The sequence below is a fragment of the Limnohabitans sp. TEGF005 genome, assembly GCF_055394835.1.
Map to the genome: position 1 here is coordinate 2,421,611 of NZ_AP029226.1, position 22,879 is coordinate 2,444,489.

General features: G+C 56.1%; 26 protein-coding genes. All 26 read right to left on the reverse strand.

The window, feature by feature from the left end; translation table 11 throughout:
- Window positions 1-2: 2 nt before the first annotated feature.
- Window positions 3-833 carry a glycosyltransferase family 2 protein gene (locus ACZ5RG_RS11720; protein WP_464447109.1) on the reverse strand — a complete coding sequence of 277 codons (831 nt, stop codon included), beginning with the start codon at window positions 831-833 and terminating at the stop codon, window positions 3-5.
- Window positions 830-1,822: an NAD-dependent epimerase/dehydratase family protein gene (locus ACZ5RG_RS11725; RefSeq protein WP_464447110.1), complete on the reverse strand. Its 993-nt coding sequence runs from the start codon at window positions 1,820-1,822 to the stop codon at window positions 830-832. The genes ACZ5RG_RS11720 and ACZ5RG_RS11725 overlap by 4 nt, the downstream gene beginning before the upstream one ends.
- A 25-nt stretch (window positions 1,823-1,847) precedes the next feature.
- Window positions 1,848-2,405 (reverse strand): hypothetical protein, encoded by a 558-nt coding sequence (locus ACZ5RG_RS11730; protein WP_464447111.1) that lies wholly within the window; start codon window positions 2,403-2,405, stop codon window positions 1,848-1,850.
- A 677-nt stretch (window positions 2,406-3,082) separates the two neighbouring features.
- Entirely contained in the window at window positions 3,083-3,895 is an 813-nt protein-coding gene (locus tag ACZ5RG_RS11735) for a glycosyltransferase (RefSeq protein WP_464447112.1), read from the reverse strand.
- Entirely contained in the window at window positions 3,892-4,728 is an 837-nt protein-coding gene (wzy, locus tag ACZ5RG_RS11740; protein WP_464447113.1) for an O-antigen polysaccharide polymerase Wzy, read from the reverse strand. The genes ACZ5RG_RS11735 and wzy overlap by 4 nt, the downstream gene beginning before the upstream one ends.
- 588 nt (window positions 4,729-5,316) lie before the next feature.
- Window positions 5,317-6,366 (reverse strand): glycosyltransferase family 4 protein, encoded by a 1,050-nt coding sequence (locus ACZ5RG_RS11745; protein WP_464447114.1) that lies wholly within the window; start codon window positions 6,364-6,366, stop codon window positions 5,317-5,319.
- Window positions 6,367-6,427: 61 nt separating this feature from the next.
- Window positions 6,428-7,453 carry a UDP-glucose 4-epimerase GalE gene (galE, locus tag ACZ5RG_RS11750; RefSeq protein ID WP_464447115.1) on the reverse strand — a complete coding sequence of 342 codons (1,026 nt, stop codon included), beginning with the start codon at window positions 7,451-7,453 and terminating at the stop codon, window positions 6,428-6,430.
- Window positions 7,450-7,836 carry a MarR family EPS-associated transcriptional regulator gene (locus ACZ5RG_RS11755; RefSeq protein ID WP_464447116.1) on the reverse strand — a complete coding sequence of 129 codons (387 nt, stop codon included), beginning with the start codon at window positions 7,834-7,836 and terminating at the stop codon, window positions 7,450-7,452. The genes galE and ACZ5RG_RS11755 overlap by 4 nt, the downstream gene beginning before the upstream one ends.
- A gap of 230 nt (window positions 7,837-8,066) precedes the next feature.
- Entirely contained in the window at window positions 8,067-8,564 is a 498-nt protein-coding gene (gene rfaH, locus ACZ5RG_RS11760) for a transcription/translation regulatory transformer protein RfaH (protein WP_464447117.1), read from the reverse strand.
- Between the two features lie 90 nt (window positions 8,565-8,654).
- Window positions 8,655-9,770: a plasmid partitioning protein RepB C-terminal domain-containing protein gene (locus ACZ5RG_RS11765; protein ID WP_464447118.1), complete on the reverse strand. Its 1,116-nt coding sequence runs from the start codon at window positions 9,768-9,770 to the stop codon at window positions 8,655-8,657.
- The gene (locus tag ACZ5RG_RS11770) at window positions 9,767-10,666 is read right to left on the reverse strand and encodes a ParB N-terminal domain-containing protein (RefSeq protein ID WP_464447119.1); all 900 of its coding nucleotides are present in this window, start codon (window positions 10,664-10,666) and stop codon (window positions 9,767-9,769) included. The genes ACZ5RG_RS11765 and ACZ5RG_RS11770 overlap by 4 nt, the downstream gene beginning before the upstream one ends.
- Before the next feature lie 63 nt (window positions 10,667-10,729).
- Complete coding sequence (locus tag ACZ5RG_RS11775) at window positions 10,730-12,274, reverse strand: recombinase family protein (RefSeq protein WP_464447120.1); 1,545 nt, start codon at window positions 12,272-12,274, stop codon at window positions 10,730-10,732.
- 107 nt (window positions 12,275-12,381) lie between these two features.
- A complete protein-coding gene (gene rfaH / locus ACZ5RG_RS11780; protein ID WP_464447121.1) occupies window positions 12,382-13,299 on the reverse strand; it encodes a transcription/translation regulatory transformer protein RfaH in 918 nt (305 codons plus the stop codon).
- Window positions 13,300-13,429: 130 nt separating this feature from the next.
- Complete coding sequence (locus tag ACZ5RG_RS11785) at window positions 13,430-13,945, reverse strand: hypothetical protein (protein ID WP_464447122.1); 516 nt, start codon at window positions 13,943-13,945, stop codon at window positions 13,430-13,432.
- A complete protein-coding gene (locus tag ACZ5RG_RS11790) occupies window positions 13,942-14,382 on the reverse strand; it encodes a glycoside hydrolase family 73 protein (RefSeq protein ID WP_464447123.1) in 441 nt (146 codons plus the stop codon). Before ACZ5RG_RS11790 ends, ACZ5RG_RS11785 begins: the two co-directional genes overlap by 4 nt.
- A gap of 20 nt (window positions 14,383-14,402) precedes the next feature.
- Window positions 14,403-14,786: a hypothetical protein gene (locus ACZ5RG_RS11795; protein WP_464447124.1), complete on the reverse strand. Its 384-nt coding sequence runs from the start codon at window positions 14,784-14,786 to the stop codon at window positions 14,403-14,405.
- Window positions 14,787-14,854: 68 nt separating this feature from the next.
- Window positions 14,855-17,026 (reverse strand): host specificity factor TipJ family phage tail protein, encoded by a 2,172-nt coding sequence (locus tag ACZ5RG_RS11800; protein WP_464447125.1) that lies wholly within the window; start codon window positions 17,024-17,026, stop codon window positions 14,855-14,857.
- Between the two features lie 119 nt (window positions 17,027-17,145).
- On the reverse strand, window positions 17,146-17,568 hold the full coding sequence (locus ACZ5RG_RS11805; protein WP_108418267.1) for an NlpC/P60 family protein: 423 nt from the start codon (window positions 17,566-17,568) through the stop codon (window positions 17,146-17,148).
- Window positions 17,565-18,107 carry a DUF1833 family protein gene (locus tag ACZ5RG_RS11810; RefSeq protein ID WP_464447126.1) on the reverse strand — a complete coding sequence of 181 codons (543 nt, stop codon included), beginning with the start codon at window positions 18,105-18,107 and terminating at the stop codon, window positions 17,565-17,567. The genes ACZ5RG_RS11805 and ACZ5RG_RS11810 overlap by 4 nt, the downstream gene beginning before the upstream one ends.
- On the reverse strand, window positions 18,100-19,461 hold the full coding sequence (locus tag ACZ5RG_RS11815; protein WP_464447127.1) for an SPASM domain-containing protein: 1,362 nt from the start codon (window positions 19,459-19,461) through the stop codon (window positions 18,100-18,102). Before ACZ5RG_RS11815 ends, ACZ5RG_RS11810 begins: the two co-directional genes overlap by 8 nt.
- Window positions 19,461-19,658, reverse strand: a complete 198-nt coding sequence (locus tag ACZ5RG_RS11820) for a hypothetical protein (RefSeq protein WP_464447128.1) — start codon at window positions 19,656-19,658, stop codon at window positions 19,461-19,463. The genes ACZ5RG_RS11815 and ACZ5RG_RS11820 overlap by 1 nt, the downstream gene beginning before the upstream one ends.
- A gap of 18 nt (window positions 19,659-19,676) precedes the next feature.
- Window positions 19,677-20,288 carry a 2OG-Fe(II) oxygenase family protein gene (locus tag ACZ5RG_RS11825; RefSeq protein ID WP_464447129.1) on the reverse strand — a complete coding sequence of 204 codons (612 nt, stop codon included), beginning with the start codon at window positions 20,286-20,288 and terminating at the stop codon, window positions 19,677-19,679.
- Between the two features lie 46 nt (window positions 20,289-20,334).
- Window positions 20,335-20,922, reverse strand: a complete 588-nt coding sequence (locus tag ACZ5RG_RS11830; protein WP_464447130.1) for a hypothetical protein — start codon at window positions 20,920-20,922, stop codon at window positions 20,335-20,337.
- Window positions 20,876-21,421: a 2OG-Fe(II) oxygenase family protein gene (locus ACZ5RG_RS11835; protein WP_464447131.1), complete on the reverse strand. Its 546-nt coding sequence runs from the start codon at window positions 21,419-21,421 to the stop codon at window positions 20,876-20,878. Before ACZ5RG_RS11835 ends, ACZ5RG_RS11830 begins: the two co-directional genes overlap by 47 nt.
- Before the next feature lie 55 nt (window positions 21,422-21,476).
- Entirely contained in the window at window positions 21,477-22,310 is an 834-nt protein-coding gene (locus tag ACZ5RG_RS11840) for a hypothetical protein (protein ID WP_464447132.1), read from the reverse strand.
- A gap of 9 nt (window positions 22,311-22,319) precedes the next feature.
- Window positions 22,320-22,874: a hypothetical protein gene (locus tag ACZ5RG_RS11845; protein ID WP_464447133.1), complete on the reverse strand. Its 555-nt coding sequence runs from the start codon at window positions 22,872-22,874 to the stop codon at window positions 22,320-22,322.
- Window positions 22,875-22,879: the final 5 nt, after the last annotated feature.

The window sequence follows — 22,879 nt, forward strand, 5'->3', positions numbered from 1 at the left end:
GGTTACATGTTTCGATAAAAGACTATCTTGCGAAAGAGTTGATCCTTAAGTCCGGCCGGAACAGCTATCCAAACCAAGATTACGATCATGCCGATAAGCCGATAGGGCAATAAATTAGCCGAAAGATGGCGACGTCGCGCCCGTAGGTTGTATTGCCAATGCGCGCCGGAGCGATTGGTCGAGTTTTGCCGGTAGCGGATCAGCACCTGCGGCAGATTGGCAAAAGTCACGCCCGCGTTCAACCAGCGTAACCAAAGCTCCAAGTCCTCGGAGAAGCGAAAGGACGAGTCATAGTGACCATGCCGCTCAAACACCTGACGGCGAGCCATCACCGTCGGGTGAGCAATGGCATTCGTGACCTGCATCCGCCGCTCTACCGCCGTTGGCTCGCATGGATAGAGGCGTGTCGCGATGGTCTGACCAGCTTCGTTGATAATGTCCATCGCGCCACCAAGTACATCTATCTCGGGGTGTTCATCTAGGAAACCGACTTGGAGCGTCAAGCGTTCTGGCAAGCAGATGTCATCTGAGTCGAAGCGTGCGACATACTCCCCGCGAGAAAGCTCTACGCCCAGATTCAGACTTGCCGCCAAACCAAGCCTAACGCTTGGATGCACGTAGGTGAATCGAGTGTCCCGTGCACATTCTTCACGGCAAGCTTCGGCACGCTCGGGCTGCGTACTCTCGTCAATGACGAGGCACTCAAAGTCGGTGAAGCTCTGGGCACGCAGGCTGCCAAGGCTTTCTCGGATCAGATCCGGCGCTTCGTTGAAGCAAGGCACCACGACTGAAACGCGAGGAGATTTATCACTCTTTAATAGCTCCAGGCTCATTGGCTTTCCTGGCGGACGATATCCTCAATTGCACGTAGCACTGCACCAGTCGAATCCAGTCTGGGCTTCCAGCCCAGACTCACCAGGCGCTCCACGGAATAGTGGAAACGCGGCACATCGCCAACCCAGCCCTTATTTCCCTTTCCGAATACCAGGCGGGCGGCCGGTGCTACGCGAGCGACGACTTGCTCAGCGATCCAGCGGACGTAGACACCCTCATCCATCGGCCCTATGTTGATCGGCAGGATCTTGCCTGTGTCTTTCCGACGAGCGATGTAGAGCATGGCATCGACCAGATCGCTCACGTGCAGGTAGGCTTTGCGCTGCGAGCCATCCCCAAGAACCGGCAACACCGTAGGATCGGCTTGTAACTTGCGTATGAGGTCAAGAATGATGCCATGCGTGGCAGGCACGCCCACTACGTTGGGGAAGCGGAAAAGGCATGCGCGCTCTAAGAAGCTTTCAGCAGCTGCACTGATCAGCGCCTCAGACGCGAGCTTCATGGCACCGTAATTAGAAATCGGCAGCACCGGTCCGATCGCCTCATGCAGCGACTGCTCACCTAGGTCGCCGTATATGGCAGAGCTGGATGCAAAATAAAGATCGGGTACGGCATTAATTTTCATCGCACGCAGCAGCTCGCTGGTGGTGAGGAAAGTGTCCTTCAGGTCGACATCCGAATCAGCAACGCCGGCGGGGATGTCTGAGTTGGCAGCCAAGTGCCAAACCTCGACGATGCGACCGAACTCGCTGGCCTCGCTGAACGCAGTCAGACATTCATTGCGTCGAGAGAGGTCGGCTCTTATCACCTTCAGTACACCACCAGTGGACCGTGCGATGTCGAGGTAGCGCTCATGGCCGCGGCAGAAGTTATCAACCACAACCACTGTACGTCCTTCCGCAAGCAGCAGGGTACATAGGTTGGCACCGACAAACCCAGCACCGCCGGCGATGAGAGAGACTGGAGGGATATATTTATCAGTGTTCATAGTTTTCTTTGGAAAAAGTCTGCAGTCATAGGTTACCGCCAGCCCGACGAGGAAAAACCGGTGTCAGCATCAAGAGCAGGGCGAAGGCGCCCAGCGTCAGCAAGCAAAGCACCAAGTAGGGTTGCGCCACCATATTAGGTAACAGCCCTGCGACCCCTGGCAGTGCTGCTTGGGCGAGAGCGAATATGATTAGTGCTGAGGCGGCGGCGCGATCGCCACAGCGATAGTACAGCGCATAGAAAGCCAGAGATAGGGTCCCGTAGGCTGGCAAGAGCCAGGCTGCTTGGGCGAAGCGTGGTCCGACCTCAGCCAGATTGCGCGGCAACCAGCCGAGTATCCAGGGGCCGAATACTGAAGCCACTGCGCCGCCTGCAAACAGGGCCCACAGCCATTGCATTGCCTGAAGTCTGGTCACACCACTGCCCTGAACGAAACGGTTGTTAATGTATCCCGAGAAGAACATCACCGCAGGATCAATAAACTGCATGCTCACCGATTGGGCCGACAGTGCTTGCGGGTCGGAGCTCTGCGATAAAAGGAGGCGGTCACTGCGCAGCAGCGCGTTATAGGTCATCACCAACATTGTCGAGAATAAGGCGCACCTGAAGGCCCTAACTGCCAGAGTACTCAGGCTTCGGGCCGGGACCCTGCAGGCGAGGCCTACCGCCTGCCGTACAAAGGAGGGGCGACGGCGCAGGTCCAGGCGCCAGCACACAAACACAATAACCATTGCGTCGAGACTGAAAGCGATAGCTAGCCAAATCAGAGGCGCCGACCACGCGACGGCTAGGGCTATGCCTCCAATCTTGCCGACTGTCCCCCACATCCGAGCCTGTAATAGGACTTGCAGGCCCGAGGCACGTAGCGTCAAAGTCACCGCGAAAGCCAGCGTTTCAGCCAGCGCCGCACAGGCAAGCAGCACCAGTAGCGCACCGCGCGAGAACACTGGAGTTTCAGGCACCATCTGCCACCACGCCCAGACGCCTAGGCACAGGGCAAGCGACCAAGCACCTCGAGCCAGCAAGCTCATAAGTAGCAGCCGCGCGGCATGCAACGGACTCGGCCGACGCAGCAGCGAGCGAACCAGCGGCTCAGCCGGGAAGGCGTAAAGGAAAGCAGACAGTGAGGCAAATAAACCCACCGTTGCGCTCCAGCGCGTAAAGTCCTCGGCAGGCATAGCGCCACCAGCGAGCAACAGAGCTCCAAATGACGATCCTAGCTGCAGCATACGGTCGAATGCCATATACGAAAACAAACGCATCAGCGTGCTCCGCCGGCCGAGAGCCGTTTCTTGACTTCGACGAAGACACCCCGTGTCACCCAAACAGCAGTTGCGACCCAGACGCCAACTGGATGCTGGCCTCCTAGGCTCTCACGCACCGCACCCGCAATCTGCCTCGCACGCAAAAGCCCAGAAGCAGCATGCGAGAGCTGTCCATCATGTACCCGGTAGTCCAGTAAGACCTCACCGAGTAGCGCCATACGTAGACCTCGGCCGGCACAGCGCAGCCAGAGGTCATAGTCCTCAGCAATAGAGTCCTTGCGGTAAAAACCTGTAGGAGCCACCAGGCTACGGCGCATCAGCACGCTGGGATGCACCAATGGATTCTGGAAAAGTAGATCTAACGAGCGCAGCGTTTGAATCCCGGCGCCCTTCCCACGTATATCCATTAGGCGGCTGCTCTGATCAATCAACCGGATTCCAGTACCACAGACTGCCAGCTTAGGATCCGCCATCATGGCTTCGTGCTGGCGGGCCAGGCGTTCTGGGTGGGCGATATCGTCGGCATCCATCCGCGCAATCAGTTCATATCGACATTCACCAATCGCCAGTATCAGAGCTGCCGCCAAACCAGCCCCCTTATCTGCGAGCAGGCGTACCGAAGGAAGACAACACTGAGCCGCCAACGAGGCGTAATGTGCGTGGTACTTGACCGGTCCGACAATCAGAACTTCGGCCGGAGTGAGTGTCTGGTCAGCTAGCGAGCGCAATGCAGCCTCTAAATAGGCGTCAGGCGCCATGGCGGGCAATACAACGCTGATGTCGCCCAGGCTGTGGTTGGTGTCATTCATAGACAGGGGTCGTTTGAATCTGGTCGTTGAACAGACCGTGGCGTACGCTTTACTAGCTGCAACGAGCCCAGTAGAAAAAGTGACGTAAAGTACAGCGGCAGAGTAGACAGACCGTCTGCCCGGGGGCTGTAGAACAGGGAGCTGGCGATATAGAAGGCTAGCAGGGCGACAAGCCCAGTGCGTCGGAAGTCAAGCAGACGCAACATAATCACGTAGTAGAGAGCCAAGACAATGGACACGAAAAACATAGAGCCATCGGCAACTAGATAGACCCCGGCCAGCACGGAGTCTCCAACACCGCGCCCAAGTAGGAATTGCTCGCCGTCAAGATATGCAGTGAGCTTGGCCGACAAGCTGTTCGTTACCGAAAGTAGCTCAAGACTATTGCCCGAGCCCCAGTAGGTCTGATAATCACCTGCGGCCAGTTGGTAGATCTGCGACAGCAGGTTCGCTGGCGCAGAGAGAAAAGCCCAAACACTGCCCCACCCCCAAGCATGACTAGTCGCATACTCGACCGTCAGCGGCAGCACTCCGTAAGTCACGCCCTGCTGCTGAAAGAAAAGGTACATTAGTTGACCGATATTGGCCCCGAAAGCGATCCCATCGCGTGAATACATTAACCCCTGGAACAGCACAGGCACCGACAGCATCAAACTAGGTGCCAAATACTTCAGATTGATGCGGATGCGGAAGCGGTGGATTGCATAGACCATAAAAGCTAAAATCCACACTGCAAAGGCGCCGCGAAAGCCCGTGGCAAGCTTGACCAGCAACAATAGCACCGTGATGATAATGGCACGGCGAGCGAGGGTGCGATCCCTTGTATAGGCCAAGGTGATCGTAAAAAATTAGGCGAGAGCTTGGCCACCACGGTCACAAGAGGGTTCGCGCTATACGCGGCGGTATAGAGGGCTACGTAGCCGTTAGATATTGCAAATTGGAGCTTGCTCATCACCTCCCAGACGGCAAATGGTAGCAATAGCAACCCGAAGCGCCAGGCGTTTGCTGCTATAGCCTCGTGGGCTGGTCGCCGCAGGTCTCTTCCTGGGGAACGAGTTTTGCGACCAACCAACGCCACTAGAGCCAGCAGCACACAAGCATTGACTAGGAACAGTTGCGCTGCGACATACGCGTGGTCATAGTGGAAATAATATGGACTAAATACATCAATCATTTCGAGTAACTTGCCGTCCTCGGATCCCAGCGCGACCATCAAAGGGCGCGAACCGAGGAAGAGCGTAGTAGCCGATAGCAGCAACAACATCGGCGTAAGTTGCCAGCGCGCCAGCAGCGTCTCCAGCGCTAAGCCCAACACCAGCGCAAGACTACCCCACGTTGTGGCGGAAGACAACTCACCGTTAAGGCCGAAGATCCCACACAGCCCTGCAGACGCTAAGGCGAACATGCGTAGGCATAGACTTTTAGTCAGCAAGGAGCTCAAGGTAACTTTTTACAGTTTGGGAAAGCGTGAACCGCTGCTCGAAAATACTGCGTACGGCTACAGAGGCGTCGCCTTGCATAGCCTTGGTAGCCAAAATGCAATGCACTAAATCATCGACCTCGCCGGGTCGATAAAGGCGCAGAGGCGGGACATCAAGGAATTCAGTAAAGGGGCCTATTCGCGGTGCGACCACCGGCACACCAGCCCGCATTGCTTCAAGCACCGACAGTGGTGAACCTTCCGAACTGGAACAATTTAGATAGACGTCGCAGTACGGCAGCAAATTCATCGCCGCCGGCACGAAACCCAGAAACAGGCAACGTCGCTCGATTCCCATAGACTGCGCCATCTTGCGCAAGGTATGCAGGCCAGGGCCATCGCCAGCGTGGAAAAAATGGAAATCAGCACAGGCGGCCACCGCCTGCAACATTAGCTCAATACCTTTTAGCGGCCGTGGCACGGCAAATGTAGCGATCACCGTAGCGCCCTTGGGTATCTGCCCCAACCACGCCTGCATCGCGGGGGGCGGTTCGTGCGCAGGCACGGGCACCTCGGCCGACAATCCGTTAGTGATAACCTTGGTACGATCGTCGGGCAGACACGCTGAGTTACGCGCTGCCTCTGAGAGAAACACCACCCGATCGGCGCGACGGAGGACCATTAACCACAAACGAGTCACCCAAGGGCCAAGACGCGCGCCGACAAGATCACCAATGTCTTTAGGAATATCGCAATGTACGGTGGAAATCCAGCGTACGCCTGGTTTCAATCGGCCTCGGAGCCGCGCAGCCGCTATAACCAGATCGGGGCGCAAGCCGTGGGTATGCACCACGTCACCGGGTACTAGTGCGTCGAGCATAGAGGCGCGCCATGGCAGCTCGCCGGGCATCAATTCTCCGCACGTCGCAAGGTGACGTAATTCGACTTTCACCCCCTGGCGAGCCATTTCCGCTGCCAAGAGGCGTGCCACGACCACCGGTGCCGCCGACTGTGAATTGGAACGGGCTAAAACAACAAGGCGGCAGGACATTTAATGCGCCAAGAGAAAATAAGAAACCTTCTTTGCTAAAAATTTGCGCAACTAGAGATCATCACTCATGAGTCCATGAGTTTTCTCTTTTCTCAGCAGACTGTTGGAACCGCCATGTGCTAGCACACATATCGTTCAAGGACCGTCTGGCTGCCCACTTCAAGAGCTCTTTCGCCTTTACAGGATTGGCGTAACACTCTGCCACGTCGCCAGCGCGGCGCGGTGCAATTATGGTGGGCAATTTTATGCCTGACACGCTCTCAAAGGCCCTCGCTATCTCAAGCACACTATAGCCTTTTCCTGTTCCAATATTGATGGCATGCCATCCGAGATTTTGGGTCAAAAAGTTCAATGCCGCCGCATGACCTTCGGCCAAGTCCATGACATGGATGTAGTCCCGCACACCTGTGCCATCAGGCGTGGGGTAATCGTTGCCAAAAATACTTAGTTCAGTTCTCTGCCTTGTGGCCACTTGCGCAATGTAAGGCATCAGGTTGTTTGGAATACCGCTTGGATTTTCACCTATCAAGCCACTTTCATGTGCTCCCACCGGGTTGAAATAGCGCAGGCAGGTAATACGCCACTGAGGGTCCGATATTGCAACGTCATTGAGTATCTCTTCAATGTGAAGCTTGCTGCGGCCATAGGGGTTGGTGGCACAGGTGGGATGGCTTTCATCAAGCGGCAAGTACTGCGGCTGACCATAAACTGTTGCGCTACTGCTAAACACGAGTGTTTTAATGTGCTGCGCTTGCATGGCTTGCAGCAAGCTGACCGTGCCCTGTACGTTGTTGGCGTAATAGTCGACAGGCTTTGCAACAGATTCGCCAACTGCCTTAAGCCCCGCGAAGTGGATGACCGCATCAATGCTGTTGTCTGCAAGCGTGTTTTTCAGCAGATCAGTATCGCGGACGTCACCATTAAAGAAAGGAAACTGTTGCTTTGTGATCTGTGCGAGTCTTTCAAGCACCGTTTCCTCACTGTTAGACAGGTTGTCGAATAAGACCACCTTGTGCCCCAGCTGCGACAGCACAACCGCTGTATGGCTGCCGATATAACCAGTTCCGCCAGTCAGGAGAATATTCATGCTTTGATTCCCGCTTCTTCTTGTAACGAAGCAGATGCCATCTCTGATTTAAGGGTGTCGATCTCGGCCTGCAGTGCCTCATATTCCGCAGTCTTACGCCTCAAAAACTCAGCGGTGAGTTTGGATTTTTCCGCGATACCCGTTGGAGTCAGCAGATAGGCATAGCGCAATTTGTGTTTGCTCTGACTGAAGTTCTGCATCTTGATCCAGCCCTTTTCCACCAAGGCCTGGAAACAGAAATTGATGCTGCCAAGGCTGATGCCCAGCTCCTTGGCCAAGATTCGCTGGCTGAGATCAGGGCTTTGATGCAGACGACGCAGGACTTCGAACTGGATTTCCTCTTGGAAACCAGCGAGTCGTTGTACAGGGGATATAAGGCTCAAGTCGACACCGGGTCGGTTCAGACACGCTACCGCCGTGCTGTTTCACGATCAGCAAGCGCGGTCAGGGGTAAAGCAGTCAGGGAATCCGAGTGAGACAGAGGGATGGCTGTTGTGCCAAATCGCGTTCACCTGACGAACGATTGTCTCACATTCATGTAACTTTAAGAAGAGATTTTGATAAATCGATGAATTTGCCCGGTGATGCCGTTCTTTTGTCGCCCAAAGTCGGACTAAATGACTTTCTGCAAGCTGGCCGCATCCACCTTCACAACCACCGGCTTGCCCATAAACTCAATCAGAACCATGACCCGACGGTCTCCATCGGTCATGCGGTAGACCCCTTCGATGCCAGCGAAGGCCCCGTCGGTCAGCCTGACCTGTTCACCCGAGGTGAACAACGGCTCGGGATTCGCTTGCACAGCGGCCTCTGTTGCTCGCAAGCAATCGATCAGGCCATCATGCACCTTGGCGGGGTTCACTCCAAAGCGCACCAAGCGGCTGACGCCCCTGGTAGAGCGAATCGGGGCCCAGCTTTGGTCGGTATGGCCTTGACCCAGGCGAATGAACAGATAGCGCGGAAATAAGGGCTCGTCGGCGATGGCCACACCACTTTGCAACAGCTTTTCTTTGGGGAAGGTCGGGAGGTAGCACTCGTACCCCAGGCGCTCGAGGTTTTCCAGAGCGCATTTTTCCTGCCTTGGCTTGGTATGGACAAGGTACCAATGCATCGCCACCCCCGAAGGTTATCTTTGTTAGAGTAATTTTACTCTCCTTCGTGAGGGTATCAATAATGCTTGGCGCATATGACTTTGGTCATATCAGCGTGTTTCGCCCTCCTTTTCGGACAGATCGGCACCACCTAGGTGGTCGTCTTGCGCATCATCGACCAGCAAAGTCTCACCCTCCAGGTCGTCCTCAATCTCGCCCGTCAGCTCCTGCTGCTGTTGGACCGCCTCTTCCATACTGACGGTGTTCACCACCAGTTCGAACTGCTCGAGGATTTCCGGCTCATGCCGGAATATGAAGCTCTTGACCGCCTCGTTACCGACCAGCTTGGTCAAGTAGCCCTTGGCCACGACCAGGTTCAGTAAGTCTGAGCCATAATTTTGTTCAGCGTCCTTGTACTGGGTCTGAACCTGACTCATCTCCTTCTCGAGCATGACGATTTGCTCGATAGGGGCTTTTTTGTTGTCCTTTTCGGCGGGTTTGAAGTCGGTGCGCTGTTCTGGCGGCGTGGCTTTGAGCAAGGCATCGGCATGGGCCACAGTGATGGTGTTGCTGGCGATCATCAGTTCCACCGCCTCCACTTGCCGGGCGGCCTTCATGTTGCGCAGCACCCGGGTCACGTCAGGCGTGAACTGTTTGTCCTGCAGCCGAGCAATGGCATCCGGGCAAATGCCTTCGAGCAAGTTGATGCGCCGGTTGATGGAGCTCAGGTTCACACCAAAGGCCCGGGCCAAGCGCTCTTTACTGACGCCCCGGTCAATGGCGCGGCGGATCATGTAGTGCTCTTGAATGGTGGAGAGCCGGTTGATCCGGTGGTTGTAGGTGTAGGTTTCATCGTCTTTGGCGATCAGGCAAGGAGCCTCATGGATACCCAGGTCCTTCAATGCCAGCACCCGCAAATGGCCGTCCAGCAGGACAAATTCCGACTTGGCCGGGTCATGCTGGATCACCGACAGCGGCTCGATCAAACCGATTTCATGGATGGACGAGACGATTTGCTTGTATTTTCGGGTGCTCATCACCCCGTCGGGGATTCGCTTGCTGGGCATGAGCGTGTCCAGCGGGATCTGGTAGGTTTCCAAATCAAACCCCAGCAAAGTGTTGAGCGGGGCCTTGGGCAAATTCGGGCCATCGTCGACATCACCGGGTTGGTCGATGCCCGGGTACATGGGCATGATGTTGGCTTGGGTGTTGGTCGCGAGATTCATGCGGGAATTCCTTTCAGGTTGTCGATGCGTTCAGCCAGGTACTTGGGCAAGGTGTCGAGCCCCTCGGCACGTAGCAGGGTCACAAAGTGCTCGTCGGCAAACAGTTTTTTCAGGCCCTGCACGACCAGGAGCAGGCGCTGGTGGGCGTGCTCGGCTTTCAAGACCATCTTGCGCTGCCGCTCCACCTCCCGCTGGTAGGTGCGCACCAGGCTGTAGCTCGAAGTGGGCGGTTTAATCTGACCGGCATTCGGGGACCCTGGGCCAAAAGCCTGGCGCTTTTCGACGAGGCGTTTGGTCTCGATGATCTGACGGCGGTTGAGTTGGCCGTTTTCATAGGCCTCTTGCAACATGTCCCCCAGCTTTTCGTCGTCGTCTTTGGCGCGGGCAATTTCCAAGGCCGTGGTCAGCGGGATGGCACCGCGTTGCACCCCTTCGATCAGGCGCTCTTCACCCTGGTCGAGCAGGAAGACGATGTCTTTGACGTACTTCGGTGAGAGGCCAGTTTTCTGGATGATGGTTTCGGCGTCATACCCGCGCTTGCGCAGGATTTCAATGTCTGCCAGGATCTCCAGCGGTCGGTGGCCGCGCCGGGCGATGTTCTCGGCCAGGCTCATGATAAAGGCGTCTTCATCGCTGACATCGACCACTAGCGCGGGGATGTGCGTTTCGCCCAGGATTCGGAACGCGTTCAGCCGCCCCTCGCCGCAGACCAGCAGGTATTTGGGCTGGCCATCGTCACCTTTACGCTCGGTGAGGGTGATGGGTTTTTTGAGGCCAATCGATTTGATGTTCTCGACGATCTCCTCGAAGATTTTCATGTTGCGCTCTCGCGAGTTCAACACTTCGATCCGCGCAATGGGGATCATGGCGACGGATTCAGGTGTACCGGTCAACATGATGCCCTCCTTGTCTGTGGATGATGGTTGGTGGTCATGGGCAGGCTCCTTTCTTGGGGTTGATCAAATTCGGCGTTGCAAGCGTTCCCGCTCTGACATGCCGTAGAGGAAATTGAGGTCGTCAAAGCGGAAACACTCGATCTCAGCGCTGTTTCTGGCCGTGACCTGCAGTTCCCGGCTGGGCAAATCAAGTTGCGGCAACAGGTAGTAATCGAGTTCGGACGCATTGCCTGGGTCGAGGCGCACCGCCACGGTGATGTCCGGGTGGTAGCGACTGGGGTCAAACCGGATGCGCCAGCGTTGCAATCCGTTGGGCATTTGTTGACAGCGCGCAAGCACCAGGCTAATGACCAGCTCCTGGTTCAAATGCAGCAAATCGGTCTTAGGGTCGCGCCAGATCTCACCGCCCAACTCGGAAATGGTGTGCTCGGTACGCGCCACGATTTCCGGATGGAGTTGGCGCAGTCGGCGGTTGATTTCCAGAAACTCCAGGTCCCGTCCAGGGCGAAAACCCACCAGTTCGTAGGCTTTGCTGAGGCTGCCAAAGCGCTGGATGTAGGTGGCGGCGCTGGGCAATGCGGTCGCCTCATTGATGATCAACCCCGACAAGGTGCCGCGCTCCTGGTACAAGGCCCGCAAATGCTCAAGCAACTCATCTTCGGAGTAGCGTCGGCTGCGCTCGGTCAGGATTTCCTGAGCGGCCATGAAACTGTCGACCGAGACAATGCCTTCGAATGCACCTTGCTTGCGGATCCACATTTGCGGCGGGTTGTCGACGTGCTTCTTCTTGAGTTTGAAGGAGTGGCGGTTGTAGACGTTATTGCCGATGTACTTCTCGTTGGTGAGCACCTGGCGCACAGTACTGTATGTCCAGGGCCGGTTCAAATCGGTGTAGACAGGGATGGTATTGAGCCGGTGGGCAATCTCGCCCAAGGGCAGGTCATCCTCAAGCAGCCAACGGTAGATCTGATTGACGGTGGCCACCTCGTGGTCAGGGCCTGGCACCAGAATCACCCGGTCGGTTTGCAGGCTCTTGTGCTCGCCCGCTTTCAGGGTGGTCTTTATCGCACCAGTCTGATCGACAAGTACCCGACGTAGACCGAATCCGGCAGGGCCACCTTGCCGGAACCCCAGTTCAATCAGGCGGCATTGGCCTGCAAATACCTTGGCCGAGAGCTCCCGGCTGTACTCGCCCGCCATGGCGCGCTTGACGCCTTTGACGATGGTAGATACCGGGGAGCCATCGTTCTCGAACTGCTCAGCCACATAAGCCACGCCAATGCCGTTGCGTTTGCAGATGTATTCGTAATACGCCGATTCATCTGCATCCTGAAATCGCCCCCAGCGGCTGACGTCATAGACCAGTATCAGATTGAAGTCCGCTTCGCCAGATTCGACATCGGCAATCAGTTTTTGCAGAGAAGCCCGCCCGCCGATCGACAGGCCGCTTTTACCTTCATCAGCATAGGTCCTCACGATCTCAATACCACGCTTATGGGCGTACTCAAGTATCTTGTCGGCTTGGTTGTTGGTGGAGTATTGTTGATGCTCGGTAGACATCCGCACGTACTGCGCTGCGCGGAAGGTTTGGTTTTCATTCAAAGTCATGTTCTCTCGTGGCATTTTTGTTTCGGACATGTTTGCTTCGAAGGCCAAGAGCTATCAAGTCCATTCCGACAAAGGTGTGGAAATAAAGCGACCAATCTCATTTCCACTCAGCCCACTTTGCGCAGGCTGGCTGCGTCGATCTTCATGGCCACCGGTTTGCTCAAAAGATCAAGCAGAACCATCGCCCGACCTTCAGCGTCGTTCATCTGATAAATCGCCTGCAGACCGGCGAATGCTCCCCTGGTAATCACGACGTTCTCCCCATCCGAAAAAAGCGCTTTGGGCTGTTCGCTCTGCCAAGCCTCTCGCTCCCGCAGCATGGCAATCAAGGCCTCGTCGACCTTCGCCGCTTTGCTGCCGAAGCAGACCAATTCACTCACCCCGATGGTGGAGCGAATCGGACTCCAGCTCTGCCCTTGTCCGGTGGTGTCCAAACGCACAAAAAGGTAGCGCGCAAACATGGGCTCTTGCACAATGACATTTTTGCGGCGCACGATTTTTTCTGCTGCGAACATCGGCAGGTACGATTCATAGCCTTGGCGAGTCAGGTTGGTCAACGCCACAGTCTCCTGGTGTGGCTTGCTGCGTACCAAAAACCAATCCATCGTGTGATGGGCGGTGGATACCGGCGGTGACGTTGATTCAACCGCAAGCACCAACTCTGGTTCAGGTTCTGCTTTAAGTGGCTCCGGACAGGGTAATGTTTTGACCGCGTGTGACGGTGCTTTTTCAGGCGCTTCTTGAGCAGGCGGTAGAGGCGAACGCAGTAGCTGCGCCATGGCACGAATCAATGGCAGTGGCCGCTCGGTGGCAAGCGCGGTCTCCACCAGCTGTTGCATTTCGCTGCGCTCATAGGATTGGATGTCGTCGAGCTGGTAGCCGATTTGCAAGCCAGTCTGCGAGATAGAGAGGCGCTCATCGGCGTCGCGCAATTTGTAAAGGGCCTGCACCGGCAAGCCCATGCGATCCGCTGCTTGTTGACTGCTCAGGATTCTGGTCGTTTTGGCTGGGTCTTTGTTTTCCATGCCAGCATGAACGCTCTGTTTCGAACAGAAGCCAAGTCAATTCTGGGCTGAAACGACAAAAGACCCCGCCTTCGTCGCGCCCATGGGAAATGGGAACGAGAAGACGGGGTCTAAGGTACCAAGTACAGGGTTATGGTGTGGTCGCACTTGCAGCTGCCGCCTGCCTGGCATGCCATTGCTGCAGTTCCAAAACCATCAGGGTGGTTTGAGCCGCATCTCGGGCTAATTGCTCACACTGAATACTGTTCGCATGGCCTGCGGAATCAGGTACAGCGTCGGCGGCGCCTGCTTCAACTCCTGCGGCAATGGCGGAAACGGCGGGCAAGGTGCTGGGATCATGGCTGGGCTGGATGCGCAGCCCGATATCACCGCCACGCCAAGCAGGCCGCAGGCCAGCCAATATGCCCTTTTTTGTCTGAAATTCATTCGAAATCTCCTGATTGATTTGACTTTGAGATTGCTGCACATCAGCGGCGCGTTGCTCTTGCTTAGCCACGACCAACGCCACTCGTAACTTCTCGGCATTCCACTCCCGTTGAATTCGGGACTCTCCGATCTGAACTCCGCAGATGAATACCATCAGCAGCACGAAACCGCCCATCAGGTAATTCCAGTTGGCGTAGATGAATCTGGAAACCCAGCTCATGGCGTACCTCCGTCCAGAGCTTGCAGCTTGTGTTGGTTCATCAAATTGATCACCTTGTCGGCATAGCCTGGATCAGTGGCATACCCGGCCTTGGCCAGTGCCTGTGCAAATGCCTCTGCCTTGAGGCATTGGAAGCACGGCTGATAGCGTGGGTTTTGCTTGAGAAAGGCTGCGTGGTCATCGATGCTTTCTTGCCAGCTGGCGTACTTGCGCCACTTGGCAGGCACCACAACCCACTGGCCACGGATGAATTCCTTGGTCTGCAAGATCAAAGTCTCCCCCCGCCAACGGCTATCGGCCTTAATGCCAAAGAGGTTCTTCCCCACCTTAGCAAGATCCGACTCACCCCAACCGGACTCCAGGGCCGCCTGAGCGATCGTGATGCTGGCGAATACCCCCGTGCGTTTGGCAGTAGCCTGCGCGGAAGATCCGATCATTGCGATGAACTCAATCGGCTTCATAGCAGCTCCTTCACGTCCTTGGCCACCGCATCAAGCGAGTCATCCCGACGCTTGTCGATGAAAGCAAAGGTCCAGCGCACCATCGCCCATCCTGGCAGGCCACAGGCAAAGATCAATCCACCCATGGCGCACAGTCCGATAGTTGAAAACGCCCAGTGATGTAGATCGAAGTGCTCGACGGTGAATGCACCGCCGCCGATGCTGGACACCACCGTGCTGATCAAGCCGACGGCCCACTCCCGCTTATTCCGAGGTGGGGTCATCAGCATGACCACCACGGCAGCCAAAGTGGCCCCGCTCGCGACAGCGGCTGCTGTTCCTCCCAGCGCCTTGTAGGCCACTGCTGCTCCGGCAACCCCACTACTTGTCGGTTCTGGCATTCATTTCTCCAAAAAAGAAACCCGCCGTGATTGCTCCTCGGCGGGCGGTTACAAAAATCAGGTTCAGATCAGGATTGATCGGCGGTATGCACCAACGCGTTCTCGGCCACGCAAGTCAGCTCGACCTGCTCAGCCCTAGGCTTAACGCTCATGACGCGCGCCAGCTGGGACCAGGACTGGCCCACACCAAAAGCAAAGTGCGTTCGCTCTCGGTCAGCACCGACCTGTGGCTCAAAGCCGGGTTGGGTTTTCAGGACAGCATGGGCGACAGTTGAGCCCGACGTGACCTCTATTGCATCGGAGACCGAGCCATCGGGCTTTCGCAGAACGAGGTAGTGAACGGCTCCTGACTGCCAACTCAGCGGCTCAGAACATCGCACGGTTTTCGTCTCGCCGTCCCAGCTCAAGACCTCGCCACTCACGCCCCAACGGGGAATGTCATGGCTGATGGCAATCAAGTCCCCGTAGGTCGGGATCAAACCCTCCAACTCGGTCCGGAAGGTGACGATCCTTCGGCGATATCGATTGGCCGCTGCGATGTATTTCCCCTCACGCACGCTCTGCGCCTTATCGGTGCAGCCAAACAACCTCACACGCGCAGGCTTGGCAGCTTGGGATCCACGTAAGGCCACTGTGAACTCATCGGGTTTCCAGCTCTTGGGATTGACATATTCGATCGTGACTGCATCCGCTGTTGCATCGCCTGGCATCAGGTACTGAATCTTCAGGCTGTTGCGCACGATGTTTCGTGCAGAAAAGAGCGCCACCGGGATGGTCTTGGGTTCATCGCGAACGATGCGAACAATCCCACCCTGCAAGAACGGCACAGCACGCCCCGTCCGCGCAATCTGTCCCAAGGCGTCCCACACCGTCTGGTTCTGATCGAACACGGCATTGAAGGTATCCCCGCGCGCCGACCACACCGCATCCAACCGTGCCAAGGCCTCCAAGTCCAACTGCCGGTCAGGCAACCCTGCGCCATAGCTGGACTTGACCGCATCTGCAAACGCCCACGCAATCGAGCGAGTGGGTTGCAGTGCAGACCATCCAGTGCTCGGGTTCCAGATGGAGAGCTTGCGCATCACCAGACAGTTGACCAGTCGAGATGAGCGCTGCGATAAGTTGTCTGTCGCGCGCATCCTTAGTGCCAAGTAGGTCAGATCAGTGGGCAGACTCGATCCCGCCAAATAGCCCTTGGCCTGGCCCCAACGCAGCTCGTGACCAGCTCGGTTGCTGGTGTCCCGCGCATCCAGGCGCTGCAGGCGAATCTCATAACGCCCAGGCAACACCGAATACTTGAACGACAAGCGTTGTGCGGTATTCGTGGCGGCTGAGTAGGTTTCGTCAGCCACATGGAGCCAGCCTGAGGTGGCATCGCCATCTTCGTTGATGCTTCGTACCTCAACCCGCCATTGCACCGACCGGCTCTCCAATGCACCGCTGTCATTGGCGTAATACAGTCCGCGAAGCATCACCACATCAACACCAACCTGATTGATCAGTGTGCCCACAGGGTTCAGGGCAAAGGGACCAACGATGGCACCGGCGTCGCTGACAGCAATCATTTCCTGCCCGGACACCTCTGGGGCCGTGACCACATCGGGGTTGAACAAGGTGTTCTGGCCACCAGGCTCAATCACCTGAGCCTGCACCTCGGCAAACGAGCTGATTGGGCTGTCATCGATGGACAGCTCCTCAAACTGGAACTGGCCCACACCGATAACGTGCAATTGATGGAGATACTCTTCGTTGTTCTCGTACTCGGTATAGGGCATGGTAGCCAGGTCCGGGTACACCAAATGATGGCCATAAATCACGGGGACTGGTTGCGACAGACGTCCATAGTTGCCGCGCGCCTGCAAGGAGTAGGTCGGACTGGGGGATGTCGTGTTAGCCGATGCCGAGGGCAAAGACTGATTTGGCAATGGCACCAACGCATTGACCAACACAGAACCCGTGACGGCGATCGCAGTGGACGCTACCGCCGTGGCCAGCGTGCCTGAATACCCCATCGAAGCAGCCAGAGCGCCGCCATATGCATTTGCAACCACCAGGACGGCGATCATGAGCACAGTTCTCAGCGGGTTCTTGCCGCCACCTCCACCTCCTTGCGGCAGAGTGACCAACGCCACAACATCACCCGCATCGATCGGTGTCACCGCCCTGTGTGCCATCAGCACCGGCTGGCCGTTTTTGAGGATCAAGGTGGGCTGATCGAGCTCGATGCCATCACGACTCATCCATTGAGCGATAGTGGGCGAACCAAACACATGGCTTACCTGCCGATCACTGGGCTCGAACGGATTTCGCATCCAAATGACCAGTCCAGGACTGGGTAGGCCTGACATGCAAACGCCTGTCATGGCAATTCCTTCCATCGGTAATACCCCTCCACCTGCCAGCCGTGACTAGCAAGAGAACTCAGTTGTTGAAACACCACGCCAATTTGCTGGGCACAATGCAAGACACCACCGCCGTCCGCATCGACCCACACGCCCACATGTACGGGGTGTCGAGACTGACGCATCAACACTGCATCGCCCTGCTTGGGCACATCGACTGCCACCCAACGCTGCCGCTCAGGGTGGGTTCTGAACGTATGAAGGACCGTTCGCAGATTCAGCGCGTCCACCGGGATCACCGGCAAGTCACGACCGAAGTGGGTCTTCTGGACCCAAAGAAAAAGGCCCCAGCAGTCAAATGACTCGGGGCCTCTCTCACCTGCTATCCACGGACGACCGATGTACTGAATCGCCCAACTCGGTGAATCTTCATCTGTCATCGGGCTAATCCTGGAAATTCGGTTGCGGTGTACAGGCGTGACGGGAATGTCTTGTTTCCAATGTCCGCCATGCGTGCCTTGGCAGTGACCCGCTGCACGTCGGCCTCAACTTCGGTGATCACGAGCGTGATCGGTGGATCCATCTGCGGACCACTCAGATTGTTGGACAGGTACGGACGGTAAGTCACTTCAATGGATGACTCCGAAGCCGATGCCTCGTCCAAGTGCTTCACGATCTCCCGGGTGACGTTGTCCAGGGTGATCGCGATTTCGGGAACTGGCGCGATATCCACCGGCGGCAGATCCAGCTCAAAGCCCATGGCAACGAAGCGAACCTGGTGGCCCGCATTGATCGGCGCTGACGCCTCAAGCCTTGCAAATAAGTCTTGCTGATCACGCACTACCCGGATAGCGGTCGAGTTACCCGCTTCATCCCTGAAGTCCGGATGTCGGATCTCCAGGGTATGCAGTATGACCACATCACTAGGAGCACTTGCATAGGCTTCCCGAAGCGCCTCAGAGAGTGCGGCATCAGGCATTCGAGACCTCTATCGGGATGAACTTGCGGCGCGGTGATATTTGGTCTTGCGACTTCAACCCAAAAACGTCGGCTCGATCCTCTGGTAAATCGCCTTCGATACGATAAACGGCACACCCTGTCAGGTGTTCAATGGCAGCCACAAAGAACGGCACATGGTCCGAGTACGCGTTGTCGCAGGCGGCTGTCCACAACGGCCCTTCCAAGAACATGCAAGCGCCCTTACAAGCCTGAAGCACTGGGCAATTCAGGCATTCAGTACGCTTTGACCAGTGTGTCGATGTGTTGAGCGCTACTGCTTTGAGATTGGAGAGATGGCCAATGTGATGTGATTGCCCATTGGGTGCAACAGAAACCGCGCTCACGTTCTGACAGGTGAGCACATTACCCATAAGGTCGACGGCGACTTGATTCGCGGTATCCATCCCGCACTTTTGCCCCAATACGCTGGCAGGACGACGCTCCAAGATACTGCGCGCCCATTCCTGCATGCGGGATCGAGCCACGTCCAAATGGACGATACGACCACGACGGATTTCATCAAGCGATTGACGTCGAAATGCAAATGCCTCCTGCTCAGACTGGATCGAGTTGGCTAAGCCACCGGCATCGTAGGGATCGACAAAAGCACCTTCGCCGATTGACAACGATGAGTCACCAGTCAGCTGCAGGAAGAATTTGGCGATTTCTTCCCGGCTGGTGTTGGTTCGATGGACCATCGCATTGAACGAAATACGCCCCTTCGGTGCAAGTCGTTGATACAAATCCATGATTCCTTCGCGACTCGCCTCATCATTCAACGGATCTGGGCCGCGAGCGGCTTGTCCTGGCCCGTCATGACTAACGCCTACCCCAAATCCCATCACATCAAGCCAAGTATTGACCTCGGGGTTGAGTAAAGAGCCGTTGGTAACGATGCTGAATGAAGCAGCCGGGTATCGCTGTCGCAAGGCTTCGGCCAATGGACGCAAGGTCTTGATGTAGACCAGCGGCTCTCCACCCCAGAACTCAATGCGCTCTGGAGCCCTCTCAAGACTTGATTCGAGCAGATGCAAGAACTGCGGCACATCTGCCTGCGTTGTTTCTTCAGCATGAGGGACGAATCGCTGGCTGCAGTAGTCACACGAATAGTTGCATGAGAGACCGAGCTGAATTTTCAGAACTTTCGGACTCTCTTTGCGCCCTGGCATCGTCTGACTGATCGCCTCAATGTGACCAACCGACAAGGTTTTTTCCACATACGGTAGAGGCCAAGGCATCAGATCCCCATCGAGCAATTCACTGGTCTGGTTGTCGTAGATCAGAGTGACGGGTGAATTGGCACGATCGCGTGCCAGCAATGTGAACTTGGCCATCACATGCCTCCACTCTGAACCGACGGTTCTTGTGCAAAAGCCTCGGGGCAAGCCTGACGACAAACCTCTGCAGCGTCTTGGTGGGCGAACTTGGCCAAGTGGTATTCACGACGGGAGCGGATGCGCTCGCCTTCGACTACCGTCACAGTAAACAAAACATGCTCGTCATCAACGAGGTCTATGGTTTTCTCAATCATCGTCATCTCCGAATCGGCTCATAGCCGGGTGTACAGCTCGGTGTAGTTGTGGGACGCCACACGCAGGGTCACGACCAATAAGGTGCGTTGACCGCTTGGGGCATTGAAGGGGTTGGTCTCATGCCATACCCGCGATGGGTGCAATACGACCAGGCCGGGAGATGTTTCGATGTAGCGAACCTTCTCCCAAAATGGAAACCCCGCCATGGGGCGGGGATCCTGTAGGAGCAATTCACCATCTCCGACCGTCCTATCACGGTCCTGAGGAGGTATTCGGTCGTTGCCGCAATCTAAATACAGACACAGCACATGATCGCCCGTGTGGTGGTAATGGGGCTGCGCGCGCATGCCTTTTTGGTAGCAAACAGGGATGCACCGAGCGAGCACCTCCAGCTCGTCCACATTGCCAATCCCATGAGCCTCTTTCAGATAGGCGCGGTAGGTGCGATCAACCCAGCGTTTGAATTCAAACCAGACCACAGGGGCATGCATCTCATGATCAGGCAAGAACAGATTCAGCTGCGTTCGCAACTTCACGGGCACATCAGGCAATGCATGACGAGGCGGATGGGCTTTGTGATTGCGAAATCGCTCCGTGGTGAATTGCTTCAACTCCTCGAGCTGGTCCATGGTGAAGGGCGATTCCTCATGGAGAACTGGGGTGCTCCATAGATGCTCAAGCATTGATCACCTCACATCCAAATGAAACTGCAATTCGCAGCTCGCTGCAGTAGCGAGAAATCGGACGAGCTGCATGCGTTTGCGTCCCGTTAAACACCACCAGTCGATTGGGTTTGACCAATGCGCAGGCATCGACCTCTCCATCCTCGGAAAGCGTGATGAAGTCTCCACCCCAATCCCTCTCCCAGTTCATCACTGGATACCAAACGGCTGTGCGGGCAGTCCGTGCGTACTGCACAGGGAAGTCCCTGTGAAATGCTGACTCGTCACCAAAGGACTGAAAGTTAGCCCAGATCCGAGTGAAGGCCTCTCCGCCAAAGTGCTGCTGGCGAACGATCTCGGCAACCTCAGCCAAGGGGCTTTTCGACGCACAAAAGGCCTCGTAACTCAGCTCAGAATTCCAAGCACCATCGTCATAGTGGTGTTGATGTATTCCTGGCAACACGAAATTGCGATGCCAGAACACGCCTGGTGCATTCGCGTGTGCTCGCCATCCGAAGATGGGGCTTTGCGACAAAAGCCAGGCTCGCGTTGCTTCACAGAGTTCGGGGGAAACTGGGTTGTCGTAAACGTTGATGGGCATGGTTGTCGACCACGTTGAGTTCGAAGTGCAACTCAACCGCTGGCTCCTGTGCGTTGTAGGGGTGAGTGTGGTGAGCCAGATAGCTCGGGAAAATCAACAGCATTCCTGCTGCCGGATAAATCATTTCCGATCTCAGCCCCTCCCATGGCAGGCGCTTAAATCCAAACGCTCCACTCGGATTGACCAAAACGAATGCGCCGGAGTAATCACTGCGCTCAGGATTCGCCCTGGCTTCAGTACTCAGCACGAATACCGCTGACAGATCGGTGTCCTCACAGTGCAGCGGCAAGCATTGCCCTTTCTGTATGACCACTTCTCGTCCAGTCAGGTGGCTCACACTGCATCCGTACTCGGTCTCGACCACCTGCTCGATCAATTCCGCAACCTGCTGAAATGGTTCGACGACATGCAAACTCTCCCGTGTGCATCGAGACCATGGCATGCCATGAGGATTAATGCTCTCGTGTGAAGCCAGCGCCCGTTTGCGCATCTCCAGCATCACGTCATCTGGAAATGGATGGAGACCGACATATACCCTTGCTCCAAACAGCTCCTTAGTCATGGATCTGGATGGAGACATCAGAAGCACCACTGAAATATTTGAAACCGGCTTTGACCCGTGCTGAATCTCCCGCCACAAGGCCCAAGGCTATGAAAGGGACACTTGCCTGGCCGTTGACTGTTTTGATGCGGGTCTTTGGAAGGTAGCCATTGACCGCCTCAAGAAAGATTTCAGCATCGTGCTCAATAGGCATGTCATTCGCATCAAGCACTTGCACCTGGACGTTGACCTGGGCGTCAGGTGTACAGCTCGTTGGCGCTGATATCTGGACACCAGGCAAAAGGATCAACTCCCGTACCTGGGCACTCGCCGAATAGTCGGTACGTTCGATTTCCGAGGCGTCCACGCCCATCACCACACAATCGCCTTTGTTCACATCGGGGTTGATGTTCACGGTCACAGCACAGTCTTCAAAGGCCGAGTCCGAGAACGGAACCACAAAGCCCACCGACAGATTGTTTTGGTAAGTCGTTCGGGACAACTCTGGGGCCGACATCTTGGTGGCCATGGAATAGGTGTAGAGCGGGATCGGATCAGTGAACGACCGGACATCCCAACGGAATGTCAGATGCCAGGCTTGACGATCCGCCCACCCCGTACTTCTTTTGAGCAGCTCATAGTCAAACTCGCTGGCAGCGATGACCTTGTAGAACTTGTCACCGCTTTGGACAACGCTCCCATCATCTGGCACTGGTTCGCTGGGATTGGGTGAAAAAACAATGCACATCTCCACGCCTACGCGTTGCTTTGGCGCATCGACCAGGACTCGAACCACGTGATCTGGCGAGCTCGCATAGGCCGGGGGACGGGTGATATAGACCTTCATCGCGTCTCCTCAGCAGCAGCCGCAACATGCACAGTTGCAATTGCAATTGGTTCGGCAGTTGAACGATCCACAGTTGCAGTTGCGGTACCAACGGTGGTATTCAGAACCACCGATCTCATTGGCGGCTTCGTAGTACCCGTCGTAGTTGAATCCGACCGACACCGCGTTGAAGACCTGAGAGGTGCCGCCTGCACCGTCATAGCTGCCCCAGTTGGCACAGTTTCCTGTCGGCACGCCGCTCACACCCCAAGTCCACCAATTGCCATTGGGTGGATTCCAGTACCCGTTACTGGCGCAGTTGCCATTAGGCAGATATCCATTGCAGTTGGTGGCCCGGTCGTCGTAGTACTGACTTGAGCGATTCATCTCTCCGATGTCCTGCCCGTCGGCCATCTTGTAGCCCGTATTTCGAGCGTCATCACTTGTGACGCTGCTCTTAAACAAGGCTCCATTGGTCATCGTGATGGAGCCCGTCATGGTTCCACCGGCCTTGTCCAACTTGCCATTGATTTCGTTCTGCAAGGCATCATCCAGCCCCGCTTTGGGGATGCGCGTAATCGCCATGATTT

Coding starts and splice junctions, on each gene's coding strand:
- ACZ5RG_RS11805 (WP_108418267.1), bottom strand. CDS start 17,568: ATGACAGATGAAGATTCACCGAGTTGGGCGATTCAGTACATCGGTCGT.
- ACZ5RG_RS11785 (WP_464447122.1), bottom strand. CDS start 13,945: ATGAGCTGGGTTTCCAGATTCATCTACGCCAACTGGAATTACCTGATG.
- ACZ5RG_RS11725 (WP_464447110.1), bottom strand. CDS start 1,822: ATGAACACTGATAAATATATCCCTCCAGTCTCTCTCATCGCCGGCGGT.
- ACZ5RG_RS11840 (WP_464447132.1), bottom strand. CDS start 22,310: ATGAAGGTCTATATCACCCGTCCCCCGGCCTATGCGAGCTCGCCAGAT.
- ACZ5RG_RS11770 (WP_464447119.1), bottom strand. CDS start 10,666: ATGTTGACCGGTACACCTGAATCCGTCGCCATGATCCCCATTGCGCGG.
- ACZ5RG_RS11830 (WP_464447130.1), bottom strand. CDS start 20,922: ATGCCCATCAACGTTTACGACAACCCAGTTTCCCCCGAACTCTGTGAA.
- ACZ5RG_RS11745 (WP_464447114.1), bottom strand. CDS start 6,366: ATGTCCTGCCGCCTTGTTGTTTTAGCCCGTTCCAATTCACAGTCGGCG.
- ACZ5RG_RS11790 (WP_464447123.1), bottom strand. CDS start 14,382: ATGATCGGATCTTCCGCGCAGGCTACTGCCAAACGCACGGGGGTATTC.
- ACZ5RG_RS11845 (WP_464447133.1), bottom strand. CDS start 22,874: ATGGCGATTACGCGCATCCCCAAAGCGGGGCTGGATGATGCCTTGCAG.
- ACZ5RG_RS11825 (WP_464447129.1), bottom strand. CDS start 20,288: ATGGACCAGCTCGAGGAGTTGAAGCAATTCACCACGGAGCGATTTCGC.
- ACZ5RG_RS11765 (WP_464447118.1), bottom strand. CDS start 9,770: ATGAATCTCGCGACCAACACCCAAGCCAACATCATGCCCATGTACCCG.
- galE (WP_464447115.1), bottom strand. CDS start 7,453: ATGAATATTCTCCTGACTGGCGGAACTGGTTATATCGGCAGCCATACA.
- ACZ5RG_RS11820 (WP_464447128.1), bottom strand. CDS start 19,658: ATGATTGAGAAAACCATAGACCTCGTTGATGACGAGCATGTTTTGTTT.
- ACZ5RG_RS11775 (WP_464447120.1), bottom strand. CDS start 12,274: ATGACTTTGAATGAAAACCAAACCTTCCGCGCAGCGCAGTACGTGCGG.
- ACZ5RG_RS11810 (WP_464447126.1), bottom strand. CDS start 18,107: ATGCCTGATGCCGCACTCTCTGAGGCGCTTCGGGAAGCCTATGCAAGT.
- rfaH (WP_464447121.1), bottom strand. CDS start 13,299: ATGGAAAACAAAGACCCAGCCAAAACGACCAGAATCCTGAGCAGTCAA.
- rfaH (WP_464447117.1), bottom strand. CDS start 8,564: ATGCATTGGTACCTTGTCCATACCAAGCCAAGGCAGGAAAAATGCGCT.
- ACZ5RG_RS11835 (WP_464447131.1), bottom strand. CDS start 21,421: ATGCTGGAGATGCGCAAACGGGCGCTGGCTTCACACGAGAGCATTAAT.
- ACZ5RG_RS11800 (WP_464447125.1), bottom strand. CDS start 17,026: ATGAGTCGTGATGGCATCGAGCTCGATCAGCCCACCTTGATCCTCAAA.
- ACZ5RG_RS11730 (WP_464447111.1), bottom strand. CDS start 2,405: ATGTTGGTGATGACCTATAACGCGCTGCTGCGCAGTGACCGCCTCCTT.
- ACZ5RG_RS11720 (WP_464447109.1), bottom strand. CDS start 833: ATGAGCCTGGAGCTATTAAAGAGTGATAAATCTCCTCGCGTTTCAGTC.
- ACZ5RG_RS11815 (WP_464447127.1), bottom strand. CDS start 19,461: ATGGCCAAGTTCACATTGCTGGCACGCGATCGTGCCAATTCACCCGTC.
- ACZ5RG_RS11735 (WP_464447112.1), bottom strand. CDS start 3,895: ATGAATGACACCAACCACAGCCTGGGCGACATCAGCGTTGTATTGCCC.
- ACZ5RG_RS11795 (WP_464447124.1), bottom strand. CDS start 14,786: ATGCCAGAACCGACAAGTAGTGGGGTTGCCGGAGCAGCAGTGGCCTAC.